Source organism: Streptomyces sp. NPDC000878 (assembly GCF_053599695.1).
In genome coordinates, this window is record NZ_JBSFMT010000007.1 from 169,080 (window position 1) to 194,210 (window position 25,131).

20 protein-coding genes and 2 pseudogenes are annotated in these 25,131 nt (G+C 69.6%); 9 read left to right on the forward strand and 13 right to left on the reverse strand.

The genetic code is table 11. From position 1 onward, the window contains the following. Positions 1-36: 36 nt before the first annotated feature. The 4 genes and pseudogenes from ACWDR4_RS09530 to ACWDR4_RS09545 form a co-directional block, all read left to right on the forward strand. Positions 37-174: pseudogene (locus ACWDR4_RS09530) on the forward strand (DUF6191 domain-containing protein); the annotation flags it as partial. Between the two features lie 457 nt (positions 175-631). Continuing rightward, entirely contained in the window at positions 632-1,138 is a 507-nt protein-coding gene (locus ACWDR4_RS09535) for a phosphotransferase family protein (protein ID WP_450406090.1), read from the forward strand. 124 nt (positions 1,139-1,262) lie between these two features. Further along, positions 1,263-1,751: a hypothetical protein gene (locus tag ACWDR4_RS09540; protein WP_450406093.1), complete on the forward strand. Its 489-nt coding sequence runs from the start codon at positions 1,263-1,265 to the stop codon at positions 1,749-1,751. A gap of 277 nt (positions 1,752-2,028) precedes the next feature. Then, entirely contained in the window at positions 2,029-2,337 is a 309-nt protein-coding gene (locus tag ACWDR4_RS09545; protein WP_450406094.1) for a hypothetical protein, read from the forward strand. Positions 2,338-2,381: 44 nt separating this feature from the next. On the opposite strand, the gene ACWDR4_RS09550 is transcribed toward ACWDR4_RS09545, so the two are convergent. Then, positions 2,382-3,821, reverse strand: a complete 1,440-nt coding sequence (locus ACWDR4_RS09550) for an amino acid permease (RefSeq protein ID WP_450406096.1) — start codon at positions 3,819-3,821, stop codon at positions 2,382-2,384. Between the two features lie 152 nt (positions 3,822-3,973). Between ACWDR4_RS09550 and mmuM the strand changes: the two genes are divergently transcribed. The 4 genes from mmuM to ACWDR4_RS09570 all read left to right on the forward strand — a co-directional run bounded on the left by mmuM (position 3,974) and on the right by ACWDR4_RS09570 (position 8,223). Further along, positions 3,974-4,912 (forward strand): homocysteine S-methyltransferase, encoded by a 939-nt coding sequence (gene mmuM, locus ACWDR4_RS09555; RefSeq protein ID WP_450406099.1) that lies wholly within the window; start codon positions 3,974-3,976, stop codon positions 4,910-4,912. Between the two features lie 133 nt (positions 4,913-5,045). Further along, positions 5,046-5,336, forward strand: a complete 291-nt coding sequence (locus ACWDR4_RS09560) for a hypothetical protein (RefSeq protein WP_450406100.1) — start codon at positions 5,046-5,048, stop codon at positions 5,334-5,336. Beyond that, positions 5,333-6,943: an amidase gene (locus ACWDR4_RS09565; protein ID WP_450406102.1), complete on the forward strand. Its 1,611-nt coding sequence runs from the start codon at positions 5,333-5,335 to the stop codon at positions 6,941-6,943. Before ACWDR4_RS09560 ends, ACWDR4_RS09565 begins: the two co-directional genes overlap by 4 nt. Positions 6,944-7,164: 221 nt before the next feature. After that, positions 7,165-8,223, forward strand: a complete 1,059-nt coding sequence (locus tag ACWDR4_RS09570; protein ID WP_450406104.1) for a LacI family DNA-binding transcriptional regulator — start codon at positions 7,165-7,167, stop codon at positions 8,221-8,223. 244 nt (positions 8,224-8,467) lie between these two features. Here ACWDR4_RS09570 and ACWDR4_RS09575 read toward each other — a convergent pair. From ACWDR4_RS09575 to ACWDR4_RS09625, 11 genes and pseudogenes are all read right to left on the reverse strand, one after another. Next, positions 8,468-8,749 (reverse strand): annotated as a pseudogene (locus ACWDR4_RS09575) (fumarate reductase/succinate dehydrogenase flavoprotein subunit); the annotation flags it as partial. A 72-nt stretch (positions 8,750-8,821) separates the two neighbouring features. Continuing rightward, complete coding sequence (locus ACWDR4_RS09580; RefSeq protein ID WP_006376935.1) at positions 8,822-9,049, reverse strand: 4Fe-4S dicluster domain-containing protein; 228 nt, start codon at positions 9,047-9,049, stop codon at positions 8,822-8,824. A 53-nt stretch (positions 9,050-9,102) separates the two neighbouring features. Further along, complete coding sequence (locus ACWDR4_RS09585) at positions 9,103-9,873, reverse strand: GntR family transcriptional regulator (RefSeq protein ID WP_450406219.1); 771 nt, start codon at positions 9,871-9,873, stop codon at positions 9,103-9,105. A gap of 168 nt (positions 9,874-10,041) precedes the next feature. Continuing rightward, on the reverse strand, positions 10,042-11,682 hold the full coding sequence (locus ACWDR4_RS09590) for a carboxylesterase/lipase family protein (protein ID WP_450406108.1): 1,641 nt from the start codon (positions 11,680-11,682) through the stop codon (positions 10,042-10,044). A 106-nt stretch (positions 11,683-11,788) separates the two neighbouring features. Continuing rightward, the gene (locus tag ACWDR4_RS09595) at positions 11,789-13,072 is read right to left on the reverse strand and encodes an alginate lyase family protein (protein ID WP_450406110.1); all 1,284 of its coding nucleotides are present in this window, start codon (positions 13,070-13,072) and stop codon (positions 11,789-11,791) included. A gap of 29 nt (positions 13,073-13,101) precedes the next feature. After that, entirely contained in the window at positions 13,102-16,458 is a 3,357-nt protein-coding gene (locus ACWDR4_RS09600; protein ID WP_450406111.1) for a putative Ig domain-containing protein, read from the reverse strand. Continuing rightward, entirely contained in the window at positions 16,455-17,993 is a 1,539-nt protein-coding gene (locus ACWDR4_RS09605) for a glycosyl hydrolase family 28 protein (protein ID WP_450406114.1), read from the reverse strand. The genes ACWDR4_RS09600 and ACWDR4_RS09605 overlap by 4 nt, the downstream gene beginning before the upstream one ends. A 53-nt stretch (positions 17,994-18,046) precedes the next feature. Next, the gene (locus tag ACWDR4_RS09610; RefSeq protein WP_450406116.1) at positions 18,047-18,925 is read right to left on the reverse strand and encodes a carbohydrate ABC transporter permease; all 879 of its coding nucleotides are present in this window, start codon (positions 18,923-18,925) and stop codon (positions 18,047-18,049) included. Then, on the reverse strand, positions 18,922-19,932 hold the full coding sequence (locus ACWDR4_RS09615; protein ID WP_450406118.1) for a carbohydrate ABC transporter permease: 1,011 nt from the start codon (positions 19,930-19,932) through the stop codon (positions 18,922-18,924). Before ACWDR4_RS09615 ends, ACWDR4_RS09610 begins: the two co-directional genes overlap by 4 nt. Further along, the gene (locus ACWDR4_RS09620; protein ID WP_450406121.1) at positions 19,929-21,284 is read right to left on the reverse strand and encodes an extracellular solute-binding protein; all 1,356 of its coding nucleotides are present in this window, start codon (positions 21,282-21,284) and stop codon (positions 19,929-19,931) included. The genes ACWDR4_RS09615 and ACWDR4_RS09620 overlap by 4 nt, the downstream gene beginning before the upstream one ends. Before the next feature lie 190 nt (positions 21,285-21,474). Continuing rightward, complete coding sequence (locus ACWDR4_RS09625) at positions 21,475-23,103, reverse strand: glycoside hydrolase family 43 protein (RefSeq protein ID WP_450406123.1); 1,629 nt, start codon at positions 23,101-23,103, stop codon at positions 21,475-21,477. A 216-nt stretch (positions 23,104-23,319) separates the two neighbouring features. Here ACWDR4_RS09625 and ACWDR4_RS09630 point away from each other — a divergent pair, with 216 nt between their 5' ends. Then, entirely contained in the window at positions 23,320-24,369 is a 1,050-nt protein-coding gene (locus ACWDR4_RS09630) for a LacI family DNA-binding transcriptional regulator (RefSeq protein WP_450406126.1), read from the forward strand. Between the two features lie 97 nt (positions 24,370-24,466). Here the strand turns inward: ACWDR4_RS09630 and ACWDR4_RS09635 are convergent, their stop codons facing one another. Continuing rightward, positions 24,467-25,120 carry a ThuA domain-containing protein gene (locus ACWDR4_RS09635; protein ID WP_450406129.1) on the reverse strand — a complete coding sequence of 218 codons (654 nt, stop codon included), beginning with the start codon at positions 25,118-25,120 and terminating at the stop codon, positions 24,467-24,469. Between the last annotated feature and the right edge of the window lie 11 nt (positions 25,121-25,131).

The following is a 25,131-nucleotide window of genomic DNA, read 5'->3' on the forward strand; positions in this document are numbered from 1 at the left end:
CGGGACCTGTCGGTACCGACCCCGCTCCGGATACTGGAGCAGAGCGAACTCAAGGAGAGGCAGTCGGCCCTGATCATGCGGGACGACGAGGAGGACGGGGCGCCGCAGAACCGGACGACGGTGGATCTGGAAGGCGGGGTCGCGGTCGTCCGGATGCCGCTGGCCGACCGGTAGGGCACGGCTCGACCTGAACCGGCGCCACCGGCAAGGGACTTCGCCTGCTCCCGACCGAGGGCCGCGCTGTACTCTCCTGCGACCGGTCGAGCCTGTATGACCGGGGGTCCGTATGGCTGGACGGCGGTCTGCGAAGTAGATCATCTGGCGGAGTTGCCTCGGGGGTGGATCAGGCGTCGGGACAACTTGTCGAGCGTTGGAGGTGGTGATCAGGCAGGGTGGACGGATGTCCGAGTCGTCCTTGCCTGGAGGTTTCGTCAATGCGGTCGTTCGTGTCGGGGACACGGTGCGCCGGCCAACCTCGGCTCGCACGAAGTTCGTGGGTGATCTGCTGAGGTTGCTTGAAGCCAGTCGCTGGAGTGGTGCTCCGCGGTATCTCGGTGTGGACGACGAGGGCCGTGAGGTCCTCAGTTACCTCGATGGCCATGTGGCATGGGAACCGCGACAACCTGCTGCTGTGTCATCCGACGAGAGTCTGGTGACGGTCGCCCGGCTGGTGCGTGAGTTCCACGACCTGACGGCCGGCACCCCGCCGGCCGGAGACCAAGAGGTCGTGTGTCACAACGACCTGTCACCCAAGAACACCGTCTATCAGCTGTCCAGTGGCGAGCTTCGCCCGACGGCATTCATCGACTGGGACCTCGCGGCGCCGGGCGCGCGGATCCACGACGTCGCTCATGTCTGCTGGCAGTACCTCGATCTGGGCCCTTCGGTCACCGACGTCGAGGAGGCAGCCCGGCGCATGAGGCTGATCGTCGACAGCTACGAGTTGTCCGACCGGCGACATCTCGTGTCCACGATCTTGTGGTGGCAGGACCGGTGCCGGCGGGGCATCGAGGCCCAGGCCGATGCGGGTGACGTCGCCATGACCCGGCTCCGTGACGCAGGGGCGGTGAGGCAGATTCAGGCGGCCTGTCAGTGGGTTTCCGATCATCGGGCTGCATTGGAACGCTCAGTGCGGTGAGCGCGCAGGCAACGGCCGCAGCCGGTTCGCTGATTCCGTCCCGCAGATCGGCAGGGCCTCCTCGCGAGCCGTGAGCGAGGCACGCACTATGATCCGCGACCTGTTGTCCAGTTGAGGGAGCAACGTGACCACCATCGCCGTGACCGGGCACATGGACCTGACCGACGCCAGTGTGCCCCTGGTACGCAACGCCCTTCGGAAGACGCTGAAGGCGTTCGCCGCCTCCGGTCTGACCGGTATGTCGTGCATCGCCCAGGGTGCCGACTCCCTGTTCGCCGAGGTCGTGTTGGAACTCGGCGGGCGTCTGATCGCGGTCGTTCCCTCGCGGGACTACCGGCAGAACAAGGTCAAGCCCGACCACGCCGAGACCTTCGACCGGTTGGCCGAGTCCGCCGACGTGGTGCTCGTGCTCCCCAACGACACGGCCGACCGATCGGCGTACGAGGACGCCAACCGCATGCTGCTCCAGCGCGCTGACCGCCTGGTGGCGGTGTGGAACGGCGAGCCCCCGACCGGCAAGGGCGGCGGCACCGCGGACACCGTCATCGAGGCGCGTGCAGCCGGCCTGCCTGTCGACGTCGTCTGGCCGGACGGCGCCTCGCGCCAAGGCTGACCACGGGACGGCCTGAGTCCTGCGGCCGAGGTTCCTGGCCAACAAGGCCTACTGCGCCGAACATCGGCGAGCAAAATGTCACCCTCAACAGACCTTTGGGGGCATTACTTACCATCCACACCTAAAGCACATAATGAAGCATTTAATATTCTCATCGACTGAAACATCCGGTCTGTCGATGGAGGTGTGTATGCGCAAATGGGCGAGGATCGCTCTTGTGGCAGCCATGGCCTTGGGGGGTATTTCGGGACCGAGCGCAGGAATCAGTTCCGCCGCGGTGAGCTGCTACGGGGGCGCCCAGTCGGCGACGATCGAACTGCCGGACGGCTTCAACGCGGTGGGGCCCTACTACACGACCAACCGCTGCCTGGACATCAACGTGCAGCTGACGTACGTCCGGTACCAGACGGAGGCCCGCTCCTGTCTGGAGCGGGCCAACGGTTCGACGATCAGCTGCAGCCCCTGGAAGCTGCTCCCCTATCCGGAGTGGGCAGTTCTGTCCACCAACGTGCGAGACAACACCCGCTTCCGCCTGGAGTTCAAGACACAACCCGGTGAGACCATCAGCTGCCTCGTCGCCGCGTAAGGCGCGCACAGGTAGGTGGTGCCGGGTATGACGTCCGGTGGCACCTACCTGGTCGACGAAGCAGAGGAATCACCCAGTTCCTCCGACTGCTGCCGCCCCCGCATCCACACGTACACCGGAATCCCCGCGAACAAGAACAGCACCCCCTGATACACCGCCGCATACCCCGCCCCCGCGATGAGCCAGAACGAGAACGCGAAGGACAGGGAGGCGACGATCAGGTCGCGGACCAGGCCTGCCGGGCGGACGCGGTCCCGTGTGCCCTTGGCCAGCCAGTACAGCTGGGCCGCCGCCGAGAAGAGGTACGGGACGCAGCCCGTGAACGTCGTGATCAGGACCAGGACGCGGAACGTGGTGTCCGGGCCCGCCGTGTAGTTGAAGGCGATCAGGATCGTGCCCAGCACCGCGCAGGCCAGGACGCCGAAGCCCGGTACCCCGCCCTTGCCGACCCTCGCGAACGGTGCCGGGAAGAGGCCGTCGCGGGCCGCCGCGTACGGCATCTGAGCCGCGAGCAGGATCCATCCGTTCAGGCAGCCCACGATCGACGCCACCGCCACCAGCGCGATGGCCGTGCCGCCCCAACTGCCGCCGGTGATCGCGTTCACCGCGTCGGCGAAGGGGGCGCCGGAGTCGACCAGCTTGTCGTGCGGGACCAGGCCGAAGACGGCGACCGTGCCGAGGATGTAGACGAGGGCCGAGCCGAGGGTGCCCAGGACGCTCGCGCGGCCCACGTTGCGCTCGGGGTTCTCCACCTCGCCCGCGCTGATCGCCGCCGACTCGACGCCGAGGAAGCTGTACAGGAGCAGTGCGGCCGAGGCGGCCAGGGCCCCCGGGACGCTGTCGCCCGACGCGTTGAACGCGCCGAAGTTGTCCGTGTCGATGAAGAACAGGCCGACCGTGGCCACCACCAGCAGCGGCACGAACTTCAGGATCGTCGACACGATCTGTACGCCGCCCACCCACCGCGTGCCCGCGAAGTTCGCGGCGGCCGGCAGCCAGAGGGCGAGTATCGCGACCAGTGCTCCCAGGGCGTGGTTGTTGTCGAGAGGGATCAGTACGTCCACGTATCCGACCGCCGCCACCGCCAGCGCGGCGATGCTGACCCAGGTCATCGTCCAGTACGACCACGCCGACAGGAAACCCGCGAAGGGGCCGAACGCGTCGCGCGGGTACACGTACAGGCCGCCGGTGACCGGGCTGCGGCGGGCCAGCTTGCCGAAGAGCAGGGCGAGCAGCACCGCGCCTATCGACAGGACCAGGAAGGCCAGCAGGCTCACCGAGCCGTACGGGGCGACCGTGGCCGGCAGGACGAAGATGCCGCCGCCGATGATGTTGCCCATCACGAGCGCGGTGGCGGCGGCCAGGCCGAAGGTACGGCGGCCGGGCGGCGGCTTCTCAGCCGTCGCGGTCGCAGTGGCCGTCTCGGTCGTCTCGGTCGGGTTCAGCTCCGGCTCGTCGGCCTCGGTGGTGCTGGGCGCAGTCATGACACTTCCGGTCAGCGGGGAGGGGCAGGTGGGGAGGGGTGGGGACAGGTGGGGAGGGCGTGATCGTAACTCGCCATCCCACAATGTGGGCCATCTGTTCATGTACTGGACACATACAGCCGCCCCGTCCGCCGTCGGCTAGCGTCGAGCCCATGACCAGCGAGACCAGCCCCACCCGCGACTCCTCCCCCTCCTTCGCCGCCGCCCTCACCACCGGCGCCCCCCTCGTCCTCGACGGCGGTATGTCCAACCAGCTGGGGTCCGCCGGGCACGATCTCAGTGACGAGCTGTGGTCGGCGCGGCTGCTCGTCGAGCAGCCCGAGGCGATCGTCGACGCGCACCTCGCCTACTTCCGGGCGGGCGCCGACGTCGCGATCACCTCCAGCTACCAGGCCACCTTCGAGGGCTTCGCCAAGCGTGGCATCGGCCCGGAGCGCGCCGCCGAGCTGCTCGCGCTGAGCGTGGAGCTGGCCCACGAGGCCGCGCGCCGGGCGGACGCGGAGCGGCCCTTGTGGGTGGCGGCGTCCGTCGGTCCGTACGGGGCGATGCTCGCGGACGGGTCCGAGTACCGGGGGCGGTACGGGCTGAGCATCGACGAGCTGGAGCGTTTCCACCGGCCGCGGGTGGAGGTGCTGGCCGCCGCCGGGCCCGATGTGCTGGCCCTGGAGACGGTTCCGGACGCCGACGAGGCCGAGGCGATGCTGCGCGCGGTGCGCGGGCTCGGGGTGCCGGTGTGGCTGTCGTACAGCGTGGCCGGGGAGCGGACGCGGGCCGGTCAGCCGCTCGCGGAGGCCTTCGCGTTGGCCGCCGACGCGGACGAGGTCGTCGCCGTCGGCGTGAACTGCTGTGTGCCCGAGGATGTGGAGGGTGCCGTCGAGCTGGCGGCCCGGGTGACCGGGAAGCCGGTCGTGGTCTATCCGAACAGCGGCGAGGTCTGGGACGCCGACGCCCGTGCCTGGCGCGGCAGTTCGACCTTCTCCGCCGGTCAGGTGACGGGCTGGCGGGACGCGGGGGCGCGGATTGTCGGCGGGTGCTGCCGGGTCGGACCGGCGGCGATCACGTCGATCGCCCGGACGCTGAACCCGGCGTGACTCCCGTGCTGGGACCGGCGTGGCTCGCATGCCGAAACTTGGCGTAACTCCCGTGAAGCATGGGCTCAATGAGGACTTCACGGGCCGGTGATGGAGTCCGGGACGAACCCGTACGCCGATCACGGAGGCCCTGGTGACCGAGCCGCCCACGCAGGACCAGTTGGACGCCTATGTACGGACCCGGCTGGCGTTGGCCGGGTTCGATCTGTCGCTCCTGCCGGAGCAGGCCGACCCCGCCACCGGAGTTCCGACGCGCTCCCAAGTCCTCGCCTCCCTGCGGGCGTTCGTCGCCTCGACCCCCGGCGCGATCTCCGGCTGGACCCCGCCCGCCACCGACCCGGCGTACGCGCAGCAGGCCTCGCCGCCCCTCCTGTACCCGTCCATCACTGAGGCGTGGACCGGAAAGGCGGGCAAGCAGGCATGAGCAGTCCCCTCAAGAGGTCCATCAACCGGCGGATATTCCTGGCGAGTTCGGCGGCACTGACCGGCGGAATCGCCCTGCAGACAGCAACTCCCGCACACGCGGCCCCGGTTGCCGACCGCGTCCCCAACCTCGACCCCGCCTCCGACCTCGACCTCGCCGTCGACGTACGGCAGGCCGCGCGCGACGACCCGTCGGAGGCGACGCTGGCCGAGGCCGCCGTGCTCATACGGCGCGGGAAGCTGAAGGCGACGGAGCTGACCGAGGCGTATCTGGAGCGGATCGAGCGGTACGACGGCACGTACCAGGCGTATGCCGAGGTCACCGCCAAGGACGCGCGTGCGGCGGCCCGGCGAGCGGACCGTACGCCGGCAGGCAAGCGCCGCCTCCTGCACGGCATCCCCCTGTGCATCAAGGACAACTACTTCACGGCAGGTGTGCCCACTCGCTGCAACTCCCTCATCTTCGAGGACTTCGTACCGGACGCGGACGCCACAGCCGTGGCCCGGCTGAAGTCGGCGGGCGCGTTCATGCTCGGCAAGGGGCAGATGGGGCCGCTGGCCACCACCCGGGCCACGAAGCCGAACGGCACGGTGACGACGGTCAACGCGTGGACGCCGGACGACCCGTCCGTCGACCCGGGCGGTTCCTCGACCGGCCCGGCCTGTGCGGTGGCCGGGCGGCTCGCCTCCTCGTCGATCGGGACGCAGACCGGCGGCTCGATCGTGCTGCCGTCCAACCAGCAGAACCTGACCGGCCTGAAGCCCACGATGGGCCGCGTGTCCATCCACGGCGTCATCCCGCTCTCGTTCACCCGCGACCACGCGGGCCCGCTCGCGCGCGACGCGATGGACGCGGCGATCATGCTCCAGGTCCTGGCCGGACCGGACGCCCAGGACCCGCGCACGCTGGGCCTGCCCGCCGTACCCGACCTGATCCGCGCCGCGACCCCGGTCGTGGCGAGAGACGGCAAGGTACGTCTGCGCCGGGCCACGCGCATCGGTGTCCCCGCCGATTTCCTGTCCGCCCAGCGGGAGTTGAGGACCGCGTTCCTCACACGCCTGGACGCGATCCCGGGCGTCACGCTCGTCGACATCGCCTACCCGGACGACTGGGCCCTGCTCACCGGTACGTTCAACGCGGCCCGACTCGCCGAACGCACCGAGCCCTTCCGGCACTGGCTGCGCACCGATCCCACCAAGTTCGGGGTGTCGCTGCTGAGTTGGCTGCAGGGGCTGATGCTGTCGGGCGACGAGTGGATCACGGCCCAGCGCGCCAAGAACCACCTGCTGAGAGAGGTTCTGGATGGCATACTGACGACGTCCGACGTCGTCCTCCAGACCGGCCCCGTCCCCTTCGACATCCTCGGCCTGCCGGAGATCGGCTTCCCCATCGGCTTCGACGGCGACGGCGTACCCGTCGGCGCGATCCTCGGCGGCCAACCGTACGAGGAGGACCGGCTGTTGGAGGTGACGGCGGCCTACCAGGCGGTCACCGACTGGCACACGCGCCGGCCTGCCGACCCGACTCCGGCGACCGCCCGTAGCTTCGGGGCCACGACGGCCCGTCCGCGCCTTTCGGCGGAGGAGGCTGCCGAGGCATCGGCCTAGCCGACAGGGCCGGCAGGCGGCAACCCGTTCCCTTTTCCCGACCCCTACCGAACAGCAGGAGGCACCTGAGGCCCGCGACATCCTCGGGACCGGAGTGAAAGTTTCGGTTTCCGGGCCCTCGTCCCGCTGCTCCCGTCCGTTCGCGTCCGCTGCTAGCCTCCGGACCGGGAACCGGTTGCCGATGTGTTGCCGCAGGTCCCACGGACAGGGGGGCACACACCATGACGCGAAAGAGCAGCACCGGGGTCAGTGCGACACGCAGCACCATCCGCGATGTCGCGGCCCGGGCCGGGGTGTCCGCGTCCACCGTGTCCCGGGTGCTCGGCGGCGACTACCCGGTGAGCGCGGCGACCCGCACCAGCGTCATGCGGGCCGTGCGTGAACTGGACTACGTCGCCGACGCGCGCGCCAAGGCGGTCGCCGGTGTCGGGACGCCCACGCTCGCCTTCGTGCTCGACGACATCACCGGCCCCTCCTTCGCGCTCATGGCGCACGGCGTGGAGCGCGAGGCGACCCGGCTCGGCCATCTCAGCCTGGTGTGCAGCACGGACGGCGACACCGCGCACGAACTGGAGTTCGTCGAGATGATGCGCGCCCAGCGTGCCGCCGCCGTGATCCTGGTCGGCGGCACCGCCGACACCCCCGAGTACCGCACCCGCACGGCCCGCATCGCCGACTCCCTCGCCTCCGTCGGCTCCCGCCTGGTGCTGTGCGGCCGACCGCCGCTGAATCCCGGTACGCCGGTGACGGTCATCGAGTACGACAACGAGGGGGGCGCCTACGCCCTGTGCGCCCACGTCCTCACCCAGGGCCACCAACGCGTCCTCTTCCTCGGCGGTCGCCCCGACCACACCACCGCCCAGGGCCGCGAACGCGGCTACACCGCCGCCCACCGCGCACGCGGCCTGGATCCCGACCCGGCGCTGCGGCTGCACGGTGACTTCACCCGCGACTCGGGCCACCGTCTGATGCGTCAAGCCCTGTCCCAGGGACTGGAGTTCACTGCGGTGATGGCCGCCACCGACATGGTCGCCGCCGGTGCGCTGACCGCCCTCCACGAGGCCGGACTCTCCGTCCCGGGCGAGGTGTCACTGGCCGGGTACGACGACATCCCCTTCGCCCGCGATCTGCACCCGGCGCTCACCACGGTCCACGTCCCCTATGAGGAGTTGGGCCGCCTCGCCGTACGCACCGCCCTCGGCCGTACCCCGGACGACCCGGACGAGCACCTGCTCCTGGGCACGCATGTCGTCGTACGGAACTCGGTGGCACGGCGGTAACCGGGGAAGGGAACCCCGGCCACAACGCCACAACGCCACAACACCACTACGCCAGCCTGGCGTACGCCCGCACATCCGCGTCCGCGTCCCCCGTCACCGAGGCGAGCGCCTCCGCGACCCCCGGGCGGCCGTCGTGGCGGCGCAACGCCCGTACGGCGGCCTTGCGGACAGCGCCTCCGCCAGGGCGGGCACCGCCAACTCCGGTGCCGCCGCACCCAATGCCGTCGCCGCGCCCGAACGGACCTGCCAGTCCCTCCGCCGTGAGGACCCGTACCGGCATCACACGGTTCTCGATCCGGATGCGTTCGCGCATCTCGCGGCGGCGGAGTTGCCGGTAGAGGACCTTCTTGACGTCCTTGCCCTCGGGCATCGGCAGCAAGTACGAGCCCGAGCGGTGGACCTGACGGACCGCGTACTCACCGTGCTCGTCCTTCTCGAACTTCACGCCGTACGACTCCAGTCGCTGCACCATCGCGAAGCCACGCGTCGCGGTCTGGCGGACGGTGGCCTGGTTGACGATCTCGTCGGCGTCATGGAGGGCGGGGATGTCCGTGGCCGCCGCGCTGTCCGTCGTGCTGTCCATCGGGAGGATGACCTTTCACCGGAGGAGGTAGGGCATGTTGACGGTGACCGCGCCCGTGGGGCAGCGGGCGGCGCACGGGCCGCAGTACCAGCACTCGTCGACGTGCATGTACGCCTTGCTGGTGTCCGGGTCGATGGCGAGGGAGTCCAGCGGACACATGTCGACGCAGAGGGTGCAGCCGTCGATGCACTTGGACTCGTCGATCGTGACGGGCACGTCGGCACGCTGGGGGACGAGAGGCATGGCTGTCGCCGGGAAGTGGGTGAAAGTGGGTACAGAAAGGGAGTTGGAGTGGGTCAGGTGGACCGGTGCAGCAGTCCGCGCATGGTGATCCGGTCGCCCCGGAAGCGGATGAACTCCAGGTCCACGGGCCGCCCGTCGGACAGACAGGTGAGCCGCTCCAGCATCAGTACGGCCGCTCCGCGCGGCGCCTCCAGTACGGCGGCGGAGTGCGCGTCGGCGGTGACGGCCTCCAGGGTGATCTCGGGGGTGCCCAGGCGGCTGCCGGTGATCTGTTCCAGGAGCCGGAAGACGTCGGTGTTCTCCAGGTCGGCGCCGAGGGGTTCGACGCCGATGTCCATCGGGATGTAGGTGAGGTCCAGCGACAGCGGCACCCCGCCGAGGCGGCGCAGCCGCTCCACGTACAGCACCTCGGCGCCCGGCGGCAGTCCGAGCCGGTCGGCGACCGGGCCGGGTGCGGGGACCGGGCTCATGGTGCGGACCTCGTTGGTGACATGGCCGTGCTCGTGCAGGGTCTCCGCGAGCCCCATCAGCCGGTCCAGACCGTGCGGGTACTTCTGACAGGTGACGACCGTCCCGACCCCGGGCAACCGTTCGACCAGCTGTTCGGTGCGCAGCAGGTCCAGTGCCTGGCGCACGGTGTTGCGGGACGCGCCGTAGTCGACGCCGATGGCGTCCTCATGAGGGAGTACGCCGTCGGGGAAGCCCTCGGTCAGGAGCTGGTGGCGCAGCAGGTCGGCGAGCTGCCGTGCCCGGTCCGCACGCAGCCGACGGCGCCGCGCTGCCGCGACGGGCGCGGTGTGTTCGCGAGGGCGGTCGGCGGGTATCGGGGGCTCCCAGAGGGGCGGGGGTACGTTTCCCCCGGACCGTATCCGCGCCTCGCCCGCCTTGGTGTTGCGGCAGTGTTGCGCCACCCCGGTGACCGTCGTGTACGGGTGTGAGCTGGCGTTTCGCCGTCGCGGGCGGCACACCTGCCACCTGGGGGCGGCCGGTGGTCAGCGCCTCGGGACACTGCCGGGGAGCCGGAGACGCCGTACGACCGACCGGGACTCCACTGCACGCATACGCGAGCCGAGCGAAAGGGCCGATGCCGGGGTGAGCCCTGGTGGTGCGGGGGTGCGGTCGGCCGCCCACAGGGCGAGTTCGCGGTCCCGTGGGCCTCGTACGGTGTGCGGGTCGCCGTCGCCGAAGACGCGCACCGGGTGCGAGGCGTCCCAGGGCTGCCAGCCCGGGTCGCCGTCGACGGCGAAGCGCACCCACGCCGTGTGCATGGCCTCGGCGAGATCCTGCGGGGCGCCCTCGCCCGCGAGCTTGGCCGACTCGGGCGCCTCGCGGGTGTCGAACACGAATCCCAGTTCGAGGGCGTGGCAGGCGCCCAGACCGGGCTCGGTGGACGGCCAGGCGAACTCGTACGCATAGGTCCCACCGCCGTGCCGGGCGTCCGCGAGGCGGTGCAGCGGTACGCGGAGCAGGTGGTCGGTGACCAGCTGGCCGACGAGGTCGGCGGTGCCGGCGGCGGGGTGCAGGGTGCGGTAGCCGCGCGGGACCTCGGGGCCGCAGCGGCAGCGGGCCATGGCACCGGCCAGGGCGACCGCGCCGAGCCGGTCGACGCGTTCCAGGAGCCCGCCCGGCACCAGCCAGAGCCGGTACTCGTCCCGGGTCCAGCCCAGCATCAGGTCGACGTCGGCGGCGGCTCCCTCGACGAGGGCTTCCAGGGGGTCGCGGGGTACGAGGTCGCCGTCGACGACGATGCCGAAGGCGGGCCCGCCGAGCACCGGGCTGCTCAGTCGGCCGACCTCGCCCTGGACGCGCAGCAGCAGCTCGCGGTCGACGGCGGCGAAGGCCTCGGCGGTCGCCGGGATCTTCAGCCGGGTCGCCATCCGGCGCACCATCCGCCGTACCTTGTCGCGGTCGCTCACCTCGGGCGGCCCGCTCTGCAGCACCGCCCGCCGGAAGAGCCCCTGGGCGCGGGGAGCGGCGAGCAGCGCGCCGATGCTGATCGCGCCGGCCGACTGGCCGAAGACGGTGACCCGGTCGGGGTCGCCGCCGAAGGCCGCGATGGACGCCCGTACCCACTCCAGCGCGGCGAGCTGGTCGCGCAGGCCGGGGTTGGGCGGCGCGTCCGGGAAGAGGCCGTAACCCTCCACGCCCAGGCGGTAGTTGACCGAGACGAAGACCACGCCGTCGCGGGCGAAGGCATGGCCGTCGTAGACGGGGACGGCCGAGGAGCCACGGGTCAGGGCGCCGCCGTGGATCCACACCATGACCGGAAGCCGCGCGTCTCTGCCCAGCTCAGGTGTCCAGACGTTGAGGTTGAGGCAGTCGTCGCCGGGGACCACCGGGTCCGACAGCAGCCGGGCGAAGGCCTCGGAGTACGGCGGTTTCGGCGCGGTGGGACCGAAGCCGCCCGCGTCGCGCACCCCGTCCCAGGGGGTGGGCGGCACGGGCGGCCGGAACCGGAGCGGGCCGAAGGGCGAGGCGGCGTACGGGATGCCACGGAACACGGCGATCCGGTCGCCCTCGTGTCCCCCGTGGCCGTCCCCGGAGCCCTCGCGTCGCTCGTATCTGCCGCGGACGTCTCCGTAGGGCGTCCGCACGACGGGCTGCTCCACGGACTCCGTCGGTTCTGCCGTCATCTGCCCACCAGCTCCCTCGCCGCCGCGCGTGAACCGTTCAGATCAGAGCAACACATGACCTGGCGGTATTCCCGCGGAAGAAGCCATTCGGTGGGTGATGAAGCGGCTATTTGGCGTACATCACCGTCCCGAAACCGAGCTGGTCGAAGCCGCCGCTCGTCGTGCCGTAGTCACCTCCCCCGCCCTCGGGCCGGACGCTCTCGGCCATCGCCTGGATGTACGGGACGGACAGGCCGCGCCGCTTGGCGTAGTGGTAGTAGAGGATGTCCCAGACCGGGCGGACCTGGCCCCGGCTCGCGGACGAGATCACGGTCTGCGACGACTGGGAGCAGTTCTGGCCGGTGCCCCAGGTGTAGGTGGTGAACGGGACGTCGTTGCCCAGGTTGTACTTGGCGACGTACTGGGCGGCCTTCATGAACCGGTTGCTGTCGTAGCCGTACAGGTCGTCGCCCTGGGCCCAGGCCATCTCGCAGAAGGCACCCATCTGGCCCATGCCCATCATGGTGTGCCCCTGGTCGCGCCCGGACTCCTGCCACTGGCCGAGGGCATAGCCGTCGGAGTCGGTGTAGAGGTACGGCACGGCGTGGGCGATGGAACCGTTTCCGGCACCGGTCTTGAAGTAGTTCACGGCCTGGTCGTACTTGGCCGCGTCGTCGCACAGGATCCCGATCGCGAGGATCGAGTTCATGTTGCAGAGGTCCCAGTTGGCCCAGTAGTTGGTGATGCAGGCGTCGTTGTGGCCGGTGAGGAACTGGTTGTTGAGCGGGTAGAAGACGTTGAGCATCATCTCCTGGAAGGCGGCGAGGTCGAACCCGCCGTAGCCGCGCATGAGTTCGGCGGCGTTGGCGAACTGGTAGCCGTAGATCCCGGCGGCCAGGAAGCGGTCGGCGTTGCCGGTGACGCTGGTGAGGGTGGACGCCCAGGCGTTGAGGATGGCAACTGCCGTATCCCCGTTGGCCGTTGTGCCCGCGATCTTCCAGCGCAGGGCGTTCTGGTAGGCGGCGTGGATGTCGTTGTAGAGGATGCCGTAGTTCTCGCCGGTGCCGCCCCGGATGATCGTGGCCTGCGGCCGGGCCGTCCAGGTCGACGCCGAGTGGGAGTTGGCGGTGAGACGGTTCCAGCCGGAGAGCCAGGGGTCGGTACCGGCGGCGACCCGGACCTTGGCGCGGTTGAGTTCACCGTAGGCGTGGAGCATGCCGGGGTGGGTGAAGGTCGCGGGTGCGGCCTGGGCGGAGGGGGCCGTGAGCGTGGCGGCCGACGCGCCCACGGCGAGCGCGGCGGTGAGACCACCGGCGGACCTCAGAAGACCCCGTCGGCTCAACCCGGTTGGGCCATTGGTCGGGCTCTTGGTTAGGTTCTCGGTTGGGTTGTGGGGGTGTTCGCGGCTCATTGCGATGCATCTCCAATCCCATGGGGGATTCAGGTGGGGGTGATGCTCACCTCGTCGAAGTACGAGGTGCAGCGGGCCAGGGGGTCGCGGGAGCAGACCACGAGGCCCACGTAGTAGGCGGCGTCGCCGAAGCCGGGGATCTCTCCCTCGGCGAGGGGGGTCCAGCTGACGCCGTCATCGGTGGAGAAGGCTGCGGAGAAGGCGGTCCCGACGCGCTTCAGCCGTAGCAGGCAGGGCAGTTGGAGGGCGGGAGTGGCGGTCCCGGTGAAGGCGGAGGCTCCGGCCACGGTCTTCCGGAGCATCAGCTGTGCGGTGGTACCGCTGGTGACGATCGCCCCGGCCGCCTGGTCGAACGGTGACAGGGACTTGGCCATGAGCAGCCCGACCCGGTCGGCGGTCGTGGCTCCGGTACGGGAGACCAGCCGGGCGGTGAGGACACTGTCCTCGGTGACCGGCCGCCGGACGAACTGCCCGGTCATACCCTGCCCGTTGACGTTCAGATCGGTCCCGGCACCGCGTACGACGAAGGTCCCATCCCCGTCGTCCTCCTTGTACGAGGTCGAGCCGGGCGTGCGTACCGCGACCACGCCGTACGTCCCCAACTCCCGTTCGTCCACGACCACATCGCCGAGGTCGCCGTACGTCCAGGGGGCGGGCGGCGGTGTGGAGACGGTGACCGTGAGGGTGGCCGTCGCCGTGCCGGAGGCGTTGCTCGCGGCCGTGGTGACGGCGAACTCCCCGCTCTCGGCGGGCGTTCCGGAGACCAGCCCGGTACGCCGGTCCAGGTGCAGCCCCTTCGGCAGCCCGCCGGCGGAGAACCGCACCGGCTTGTGCGAGGCCCGGATCAGATACCGGAACGGAACGCCCACGTTGGCGAACGCCGTGCCCGCCGACAGCGCCTCCGGCACGGACGGCACCGGCATCACGGCGGCGGCAGGCGCCGAACGCGGGCCACGGCCACCGGAGTTGGCCTTGGCGACGGCATAGTGGTACGTCCGTCCGGGCACCCCGGTCGCGTCGGCGTACCGCACCCGGGTGCCGAACCCGACCGGTCCGACACCGGTGGCGACACTCTCGTACGGCCCCTGGGGACGCGTGGCCCGCAGCACCGAGTACCGCGCCGACAGGTCGGGGTCGGTCCACGTCAGCTCGACGGCGTCGGCTGCGGTGGCCGCCCGTAGATCGGTGGCGGTGCGCCGGGGGCGGGGCGCGCACCAGACGGGCCCGGATGCCGAGGTCACCTGGACGTTGTCGAAGGCGCCGGTGCCGGTCTCGGCGTACTCCGCGTCGATGCCCAGGCAGGAGGTGAGGGTGAGCCCGGCGTACACCGTGCGCCCCAACTCGACCTCGGTGACGCCGACTTGGGTCCAGTGCTCACCGTCCGGGGAGATGGACCCCGTACAGCGGCGGCCCTTGCGCTCGACACGGACCCAGTAGGGAGCCCGCAGCCGGTAGCCGTCGCCGGCGCCTTCGACGTAGGGCGCTTCCAGTGGCGTCGCCGACTCGGGGAGCGTGCCGAGGTCGGAGATCGGGAAGGAGGCGGCCGTGGTGATCGCCTGCTGCTGCGAGGGCGGAACGGGGGTGCTGCCGGTCGCGGAGATCATCCCTCCCGTCCCCTGGCGTACGGTCCACACACCGCTCCAGGTGTGCAGCGGCAGACCCTGGATCAGCATCGACGCGTGCGAGGCGGCGGCGTCGAGGGAGGCGCGCAGGGTGACGCCGACCTTGGAGTACTGGGAGCTGAGCGGCCAGACGATCCGCGCGGTGACGGTGCCGTCGCCGCGCAGGGGCACATGGGCCAGTCGGTGGCTGTCCGCCGTACCACCCGCCTCCAGCACGAACCGTTCACCGTCGAAGACCGCCGAACCGGGGACGCCCGTCTCCCCCACGTCCTGGCTGGACCAGGGCGCGGGCAGGCCGGCGCTTGCCGACGCCCAGCCCGAAGTTCCAGTCGTACCAAGGGAGTTCGTGGCGATGACCGTGTAGTAGTAGGTCCGGCCGCGGTGGACGTCCCGGTCCGTGTACGTGTCGGTGGTGACGGCGTCGGCGATCGTCTCGTACGGGCCCTCGGGACGGGTGGCCCGCCGGACCGTGTAACCGGTCGCCCACGCCGACGGGAGCCAGGAGACGGTGATCGTGTCGTCCGTGCCGAGTGCCATGACGCCCGCCGGGGCTGTGGGGACGGTCGAGTCGGGGGCCGTCGTGCCCGCGAAGGTCAGGGTGCCCCAGCTGGGCAGGTCGTCGTTGCTGCCCTCGATCAGGCGGGCGCCACCCGTCCCCCTGAAGACGGCGGCCTTCGTGTACGGGGTGTCCAGGCCTCGTACGCCCGCGTAGTGCGCGTACGCCATCTCGTAGATCGGGGGCAGGGTTCCTCGGACCTTGTCCGACACCGTTGTCTTGATGTACTTGCCGGTGCGGTCGAGGTCGGGGGTGAAGGGAACGGCGTTGCCCAGGTTGTAGCGGGCGGCGTACTCGACGTTGGCGAGGAGACGGTTGTCGTCGTGGCCGTACAGGTCGACGCCCTGGTTCCAGGCGACCTGGGCGGCGTCGGCGTGCAGGCCGACGGCGAGCTGTTCGTGGCCCTGGTCCCGGCCGCTCTCCTGGCCCTGGCCGGCGTCGGTGACGATGCGGTGCGCGACGGAGCCGTTGCCGGCGCCTGCCGCTAAGTACCGCAGGGCGTCCTCGAAGAGGGTTGGTTCCTCGCAGAACACGCCGATAGCCAGGATGGTTTGAAGGGCCGTCAGATCCCAGTTGCCGTTGGCGTAGAGCATGTAGCCGGAGACGGCTGGATACCAGACGTTCAGGAAGGACGCCTCGCAGCGGGCGATGTCGGCGGCCGTCCAGCCGTCGTAGTCGCCGCCGTGGCGCAGGAGTTCGGCCGCATTGACGAATTTGAAGGCCTGCAGGCCCGCGCCGAGCGGTCCGTCGGCGCCCGTGACGGCGGTGAGCGAGGCCGACCAGGCGTTGAGGATGTCGCGGGCCTTGTCGGCGTGGGCGCGGTCGCCGGTCACGCACCACACGAGGGCGTTCTGGTAGGCGGCTGCCGAGTCCGCGACGGCCTGGTTCATGAAGTTGGCCGGGCCACGGCCCCAGGAGGTGATCTGGCCGGTGTTCTGCACGGCGTACGTCGACTTGGAGCGGGCGTGGGCGGCGAGCGCCAAGTAGCCCTCGTACACCGGGGACTGCTGCGCCGCGACCGCGTCCTTCATCCGGGTGAGGTCGGTGGAGCTGTGCAGCAACCCCGGGTGAGCGAAGGTGCGTTGACGAGCTGCCGCCCAGGCCGGGCCGGGGAGGGCGGCGATCCCGATCCCGCCCGAGGCCAGCAGCAGGGCCGTGGCACCGCTGCCGCCGAGGAAGCCCCGGCGGCTGAGTGGGGAGGTCGTCATGAGGCCGCTGCCGCCTCTGCCTCTGCCTCTGCCTCGGCGGTGGTGAGGAAGCGGAGGTTCGTCACATGCTCGTTCGTGTGCATCGGGATGGTGTCGGTGGTGAGGTACCAGGTCGGCTTCTTCATCGAGTCGGCGATCACCGTGCCGTTGACGACGAGGTTCTCGAAGGTCACGTCCTTGATCGCGTGCTTGGCGTCGTAGCCGAGCAGCAGACACGTGGCGAGCGGCTTGCCCGTGTAGGAGAGGTCCTTGACGTGGACGTTCTGGATGCCACGGCCGACCGAGGTGTTGTACTTCGTGTTGTACATGATCCGCATATGGATGAGCTGGCCCCAACGGAAGTCCTCGACACGGACGTTGTCGACCTTCACGTTCTTGATGAGGTTGCTGTCACCGGCGTTGAGGGCGATGCAGCCCTGGTAGCCCATCTGGGGCTCCCGGTGGTCCAGGATGTCGAGGTTCCTGAAGGTGAGGTTCTTCAGCACCTCGGGGTTGTCGGTGTTGCCGTGCGTACCGACGTTGATGGGGTGGGCGACATCCGCCCAGAGGGTGGAGTTGCGGACGGTGATGTTGGTGGTGTCGCCGTAGTACTCCCAGCGGTGGGTGTAAATGGCGATGCAGTCGTCGGAGTTGCGCATGAAGACGCCGTCGATGACGACGTTGCTGCTGCAGAAGACGTCGATGCCGTCGCCCCAGCCCTTGGAGCTGAAGGAACCGAGACCCTTGATCGTGACGCCCGTGGCCTCGCCCAACTGGACGGCGTAACCGTTGGGGTTGAGGACGGTGACCGCGCCGATGGAGATGTTCCGCGCGTTCTCCACTAGGGCCCCACCACCCGCCGTCCCCGCGAGCACGCCCCGACCGGCGATCCCCGCGTGCTCCACGTCGCGGAAGATCACGGTCGCCTTGAGGACGGCACCGCCGTCGAGGTACACGGTCTTGCCGGAGGGAACGAGCAGGGTGCCGTCGGCCGTGGTGTGGACGCCGGGGCCGTAGTAGATGACGTTCGGGTCGTCCGCCGAGGGGCGCTTCTTCTCGACCGCGCGGGCGAACAGGTGGAGACAGTCGAAGATGTCGTCGTTGATCTGGACGACGACGTTGCGCGGCCGGTCGAGCGTGAACCGCAGGGTGTCACCGAGGAGTTCGGGCGTGATGCCGTACGAGTCCGGTCTCACGCGGGCCTTGGTGGTACCACCCTTGAGGTAGGTGACCTCGATCTCGACGGAGCCCTGGAAGTCGAAGTACGCCAGCGAGGAGTTGTAGATCTTGCTCGACCCGGTGGTGGGGTTGATCTCCCCCAGCTGGGGCCGCCAGATGTCGAGGGTCTGCCACTCGCCGTCGGGAACGGTACGGACCCGCACCTTGAAGCTGGTGTTGGTCGGCATGGCGGACGGGCGGGGGTAGGTGACGAGCGTCGGCGCCGCAGCGGCCTCGTCCGCCCGGGCCGTCGTGGCCGTCAGGTTGGTGAGACCGGCCGCGAGCGCGGTGGCGCCGGCCGCCTGGAGGGCGGTACGGCGGGACAGGAACGGGTTCATCCGGAACTCCTTGCGGGACGGAGAGGCAGAGATGAAAGGAGAGGTCAGGAAGGTCACTTGAGGCCGGTGGTCGACATCCCGGCGACGAAACCGCGCTGGGCGATCAGGAAGATCAGCAGGATCGGCACGACGTACATCACGGACCCGGCGGCCAGCAGGTTGTTCACGGGGAGCCCGCCCGGGGTGATGTACTGCGTCATGATCGCGACGGAGAGCGTGGTGCGGTCGCTGGACAGCAGCAGCATCGGAGCGATGAAGTCGCCCCAGCTCCAGGTGAAGGCGATCACGAAGCTCGCGGCGAGCACGGGCCGGGACTGCGGCAGGAAGATCCGCCAGAAGATCGTCGCGTAGCCGCAGCCGTCGATGATCGCGGCCTCCTCCAGCTCCCTTGGCATCCCGGCGAAGAACTGCCGGAACAGGAAGACCAGATAGGGCGCCGCCGACAGTCCCCACAGCACCCACGGCCAGTACGTGTCGACCATGCCGACCTTGGCGAAGATGAGGTAGGTCGGGAAGAGCGTGATCATCTGCGGCAGCATCATCGAGCCGAGCAGGATGCCGAACAGCACCTTCTTGCCGGGCGCGTCCAGCCGGGCGAAGCCGAAGCCGACCCAGGCGGAGCTGAGGGTGACGAGGGTGGCGTAGATCAGGGCGATGATGAGGGAGTTGCGGGCGTAGCCGAGGAAGTCGATCTGGGTGAAGGCGTCGGCGAAGTTGTGCCACTGGATGCTGTCCGGCAGCCAGTGCACCGGGGACGCGGCGAGTTCGGGCGTGGTCTTCAGCCCGGTGATGATCAGCCAGCCGAAGGGGCCGATCATCAGGCCGGTGATCACGACGAGGACGGTGTAGAGGACGAGTCGGGACGTACGTATCCGCACGCGGGCTGCGGAGCCGTCGTTCCTCGGTGTGGTGGCGGTGGTGGTGGCGGTCACTTCTTCGCCTCCGGATCGACGTTGTAGAACACCACACCGGAGGTGAGCTTGAAGATCAGACCGGTCGCGATGAGGATCAGGACGAAGAGAACCCACAGGAGCGCGGAGGCGTAGCCGTAGCGGCCGAGCGCGAAGTACTCCGCGAACACGTGCATCATGTACATGTAGTTGGTCTGCGGAATCGCGGTGACTCCGGCGGGCGTGGGGTTCGACGCGATCAGCAGCGGCATGATCGTCTGGACCGAGGCGATCATCCCGGTCACCGCCTGGAACAGCAGCACCGGCGAGAGCAGCGGCACGGTGACGCTGCGGAAGGTCCGCCAGGCGCTCGCGCCGTCGATCCGGGCCGCCTCGTGGAGTTCACGGGGTACGTCCTGGAGCCCGGCCAGCGAGATGATCATGACGTTTCCGGCGGCCCACAGCACCGCCATCAGGATCACGTACCGGGCGTACGGATCGTCCAGCCAGGCGACGGCGTCGATGCCGACGACGCCCAGGACACCGTTGGCGGCGCCCGAGTCGCGGTTGAACAGCGCCTTGAAGACGAGGCCCGCGCCCACCGGCGGTACGACGGCCGGCAGATAGAACAGCGTGCGCCACAACCCCCGTGCTCGCAAAGGGCGGTTGACCAGGACCGCCAGCGCGAGCCCGGCGACGATCGACAGCGGCACCGAGGTGAGGGCGAACACCCCGGCCCGGCTCAGCGAGTCCCAGGTCACCTGGTCGGACAGCAGCTCGCGGTAGTTGTCGAAGCCGACGAAGCTCCAGTTCGGGGAGATCCCGTCGAAGGTGGTGAAACTCAGCCACAGCGCGTACGCCATCGGCCCGACGGTCAGCAGCAGGAAGCCGATGATCCAGGGCGCGGTGAAGAGATAGAACGCCCGGTGCCTGCGGGCGGTCACGGAGGTCCGGGGCAGGCCGCCGGAGCGGACGGCACCGGCATCGGTACGGGCGCCGCCCGGCAGCCGGGGCCGCCGTACGGCTTCGGGTATCTGACCGACGGTCATCCCACCTGCTCCTTACCGCGCTTGAGCTGCTCGTTGACCGACGCGTTGAGGCGTCCGGCGAGGGTGTCGACGGAGATCCGGCCGTTCATCGCGGCCGGCATGACCTGGTTGATCAGGGCTTCGAGCGCGTCCCACTTGGCGTAGGGAGTGAAGGGGGTGACCGAGAAATGCTTCAACTCGGCTTCCTGCACCCGGAAGACCCGCTTCTGGTACTCCTCCTTCTGCGGCATCAGCGGCCGCAGCGACTTCAGCGTCGGAATCCCCCAGCCGCCCTCCGCACGGGACTTGGCCGGCCCCTCGCCGAAGAACCACTCGAAGACCCGCCAGGCGGCGTCCTTGTTCCGCGCCTTCCTCGGCATCCACATACCGGTGCCGGCCTGGCAGGAGCTGATCCGGGGGCCGCCCTCGAAGACGGGGGCGGGCGCGAGCCGGGACACCTCGGCGATCTTCGGCTCGGCGTTGATCATGCCGCCCAGCCAGTAGCCGCTGCCCGACATGGCCATCCGGTTCGCGACATAGGTCGGCCCGTCCCAGGAGTCGGGGTTGGGCTGGATGAGGCTCGGCCCGACCTTGGCCTTGGCGTAGTCGACGTACCAGGTCAGGGCCCTGCGGGCCTCGGGAGTGGTGAAGTCGACGCGAGTGAAGTCGGCGGAGAAGAGGCTGCCTCCGGCGGCGGCGACCAGATTCGTCAGCAGGATGACGACGTTCACGCCGTTGTAGCTGCCGCCGTAGACGGTGGTCTGACCGTTCTTCCGTACGACCAGACGGCCGGCCTTCTCCGACCACTCCTCGTACGTGATCGGCTCGGTCTCGGACGGGTAGTCCACGCCCGCCCGGTCGAACTGGGCGGTGTTGAACCAGAACATCCCGTCCTGGGAGAAGTCCTTCGCCATGCCGTAGCGGGGACCCTTGCCCTGGGTGGTGCCGTCGAACCGCCACAGGTCGTTGGCCGGATCGAGGTCCTCCACCCTGAGAACCGTGGACTTGGCGAAGTACGGGTCCAGGTTCTCGGCGACACCCCGGGCCGCGTAGAACGGCGCGTCCAGGGCGCCGACCCCACGCACCAGGTCCGGCGGGTTGCCGCTGGTGAGCATCGCGATCAGCCGGGTGATGTCGTCCTGTACGACAGTGATGCCTATGCCCAGCTCGCGCTGCGCCTGCTGGATCAACTCCGTGGAGATGTCGTCGAGTTTGACCATCATGGTGATGGACTCACCACCACCCGTGGCCGCACCGGCGACCCGCAGGGCGCAGCCGCTCAGCGCCGTCGCGCCGACCGCCGCACCACCGGCCGCCGAGAGGGCGAGAAACCGGCGCCGGCTCGGGTGTGTACCGGCGGCCTGTGCGTGCATGAACGTCCCACCTCCTGCTGTGACTTGTTCGGGATACGGCAAACAACGGTCAGGGATGACAACCGGTTGGCATACGTCGTCGCAGAGCTTCTTCCTGCCGACAAACGGCGTCAAGAGTCTCGGCGACTTTCGAAAAGACTGGTTGACGTCGTTGACACGAGTCGGCCCAACAACCGGTTTCTTACGTGTCCTACGTCTCTGCGAGTTCCCGTACGTCGAACCAGTCGAAGTCCGCCGGGGTGCGGGTGCCGCCGAGGTCCTGGGCGCAGACGCCGACGAACGCGCCGGTGAAGCGCAGGCGTTGGCCGTAGTCGTCGGAGAGTTTCGACGCGTCGAGGACGGGCCCGACCGGCCGCCAGTCCGTGCCGTCCGGGGAGGCGGAGAAGCGGAGTTCGGCGTGGTCGAAGCGGGCGCGCAGGTGCACCAACGGCCAGTCGTCGACGTCGAGTTGGTACTCCGGGAGTTCCCCGTACGCCCCGTCGTCGGTGAAGACGATGCCTAGCACCCTGCCCCTGCCCTCGGCGTGGGTGAGGCGCAGGTAGTAGTGCTGGGTGGTGTCGTACCAGCAGATGAGACCTGCCAGTTGGGTGAAGTGGGCGGGGCGGAAGTCGACCACCGTCGCCGCCTCGCAGCGCACCGAGGTCAGCCGGCGCGCGACCAGACTCTGGTCGTGGCGGGAGTGCGGGCTCTGTCTGCCGCGCAGCCGCAGATGACCGGGGCGCTCGGTGAGGGTGAGCCAGTCGGGGGTGGCGGGGACGCGGAGGGTGCTCCAGTGGGCGGGGAGGGCGGAGGTGTCGAAGTCGTCGCGGTCAACGGCCTTTACGGAAGCGGCGGTTGAGGGTTCGACTCCGCTGGGTGCCGGAACCTCCAGGCTCGGCCGGCGGCCTCCGTCCGTGAGCCGTAGCCAGCCGTCGTCCGTCCAGGTCACGCGTTGCAGGCAGGTCTCCCGCCCGAGTACGCAGCGTGGTCCGTCGGGGGTGGCCACGGGACGCGAGGCGAGGTGGGCGAGGTACCACTCCCCCGCCTCCGTGCACACCAACTCCCCGTGCCCTGCCTTCTGTAGCGGCCAGTCAGGAATGTCACGGGTCGTCAGAAGCGAGCCCTGGGGGTCGAGTTCGTAAGGTCCGGTCAGTTCGCGCGAGCGCGCCATGAGGATGCCGTGGTTCCAGCCGGTGCCGCCCTCGGCGAGCATCAGGTAGTACCAGCCGCCCCGCCGGTACACGTTGGGCCCCTCGATCAGCTCGTCGTGGGTGAGGATCGTCCGGGGCAGTCCGATCAGGGCCTGCTTCCGGGCGTCGTACTCCTGGAGCAGGATTCCGGCGAACGACGGGTGCCCCTCGCGCGGGTCCCACTGCATGTTGAGCAGCCAGCTGCGGCCGTCCTCGTCGTGGAAGAAGGACGGGTCGAACCCGGAGGAGTTCAGGAACACCGGTTCCGACCACGGGCCGTCGACCGACTCGGCGGTCACCAGGTAGTTGTCGACGTCCTTGTAGGGGGAGCCGACGGTCCGGACGATGCTGTAGACCATCCAGAACCGTCCCTCGTGGTACGACAGCGAGGGCGCCCACACTCCGCCCGAGTCGGGGACTCCGCCCAGGTCGAGGAGGTCGGCGCGGTCCAGGATGTGACCGGCCGGTGTCCAGTGGACGAGGTCCGTCGAGTGGTGCACGGGGACGCCGGGGAACCACTCGAAGGTGGAGGTGGCGAGGTAGTAGTCGGCGCCGACCCTCAGGATGCTGGGGTCCGGGTGGAACCCGGGGAGTACGGGGTTGGCGATTCCGGGGAGTACGGGGTTGCGGAGGGGGCCTGCGGTCGTCATCCCCACATCTCTCCTGTCGTGATGCCTCGTCGCTTTCGCGTTCGGTATTTCGAAAATTTCGGTGGGCGTGATCCTTTGAATTCCTACGTCTTCACGCGGTGTTGAGGCGGGCTTAATGTAGGAACCGGTTGCTACGCGGTCAATGTTTCCGTCGTGTGAGCAGTGCTATTCGAAACTTTCGATGGCCCTCGGGCGGGCCGGAGAGGCGGTTTCCAGATGGTCCGCACCGGAGGCGGCAGTGCGCCGACCGGGCCCACGCTGGCGGTCGTGGCCCGGGAGGCCGGGGTCTCCGTACCGACCGCCTCGAAGGTCGTGAACGGCCGGGAGGACGTGGCGCCGGAGACCCGGCGGCGGGTCACCGAGGCGCTGGACCGGCTCGGCTATGTCCGCCGACCCCGCTTCGACGCGTCGAAGGCGCCCGGCCTGGTCGATCTCATCGTCCACTCGCTGGACAACTCCTGGTCGGGCGCGGTCCTGCACGGGGTGGAGGAGGCGGCGCACGACGCGGGCCTGGAGGTGGTCGTGTCGGCGGGCCTGACCCGGACCCGGGGCGGGCGCCCGGAACGCGGCTGGCTGGACAAGCTGACGACCCGTGGCTCCGCCGGCGTCCTGTTCAACCTCGCCGAACTGACCCCGTCGCAGTACGCCTGGCTCGACCAGCACCACATCCCGTTCGTGATGATCGACCCGGTGCTGGAACCGCCGCCGGGGGTGGTGTCGGTGGGCGCGGCCAACTGGCACGGCGGAGTGACGGCGGCGGAGCATCTGCTGGGCCTGGGCCATGAACGCATCGCGGTCATCGCCGGGTACCGACGCAAGATGTGCAGCAGCGCGAGGGTGGCCGGCTATCGCTCGGCGCTCGTCGCGGCGGGCGTGCGCCTGCGACCCGAGTACATCCGGTATGGCAGCTTCGACGAGACGGTCGCGCACCGGCGGATGGAGGAGCTGCTGGACCTGCCGGAGCCGCCGACGGCGGTGTTCGTGTGCTCGGACAAGATGGCGCTCGGTGTGTACCGGGCCTTGACGGAGCGGAAGTTGAAGGTGCCGGAGGATGTGAGTGTGGTGGGGTTCGACGACCTGCCGGAGTCTCGGTGGGTCTCGCCTGCGTTGACCACTGTTCGGCAGCCGTTGTCGGAGATGGCGGGGGCTGCGGTGGGGCTGTTGGTGCGGTTGATGGCCGGGGAACGGCCTGAGGGGACGCGTACGGAGTTGTCTACGCGGTTGGTTGTGCGGGGTAGTACGGGTGTGCCGGGCTTGGGGGCTTGAGGTTTGGTTTTTGGGTGCGGGGCAGTGGGGGCTGGTCGCGCAGTTCCCCGCGCCCCTAAAAGGGGCGCGCCCAGCGCAACGGAGTTCGCCCGCGCCCTCAGTCCAGGTGTGCCGCCCAGGTGATGCCTCCTCGCAGGTGGGCGCGGAAGTCCGGGTCTTCGTATGCCTCATCGGCGTGGCCCAGAGCCGTGTAGAAGACTCGGCCGTTGCCCTCGCCATGCTCCCTGCACCACGCCAACGGGTGGTCGTCGCCCATTCCTCCGCCCTCGTACGAGGACTCGTCGGCGGATATCAGTACCCGTGCCGTGCCTCGGGGGTTGGTGCGGAAGTCGTACCACTCGTCGGTGAAGTCCCATACGGCTGGCAGGTGTTCGGTCGCGGGGTGGTCTCGGTCCTCGACCGTCGCCTTGCCGGGCTGGTACGCCGGGTGTTGGGCGAACCAGGTGCCGAGCAGTTCGCCGTAGTACGGCCAGTCGTACTCCGTACAGGCCGCGGCGTGTATGCCGACGAACCCGCCGCCCGCCTCGACGTACGCGGCGAGCCGCTCGCGCCCGGTGGGTGTCAGCACCTCGCCGCTGGTGGAGAGGAACACTACGGCCGCGTACTCGTCCAGGGGCCGCTCGAAGGCCTCGGGCTCCTCGGTGTGGTCCACCTCGAAGTCGCCGAGGGTGCGTACGGCGGCCACGGCGGCCGGGATGGAGTCGTGCCGGAAGGCGGTTGTGCGGGTGTAGACGAGGAGGTTTGGTGCCATGGGCAACCAGC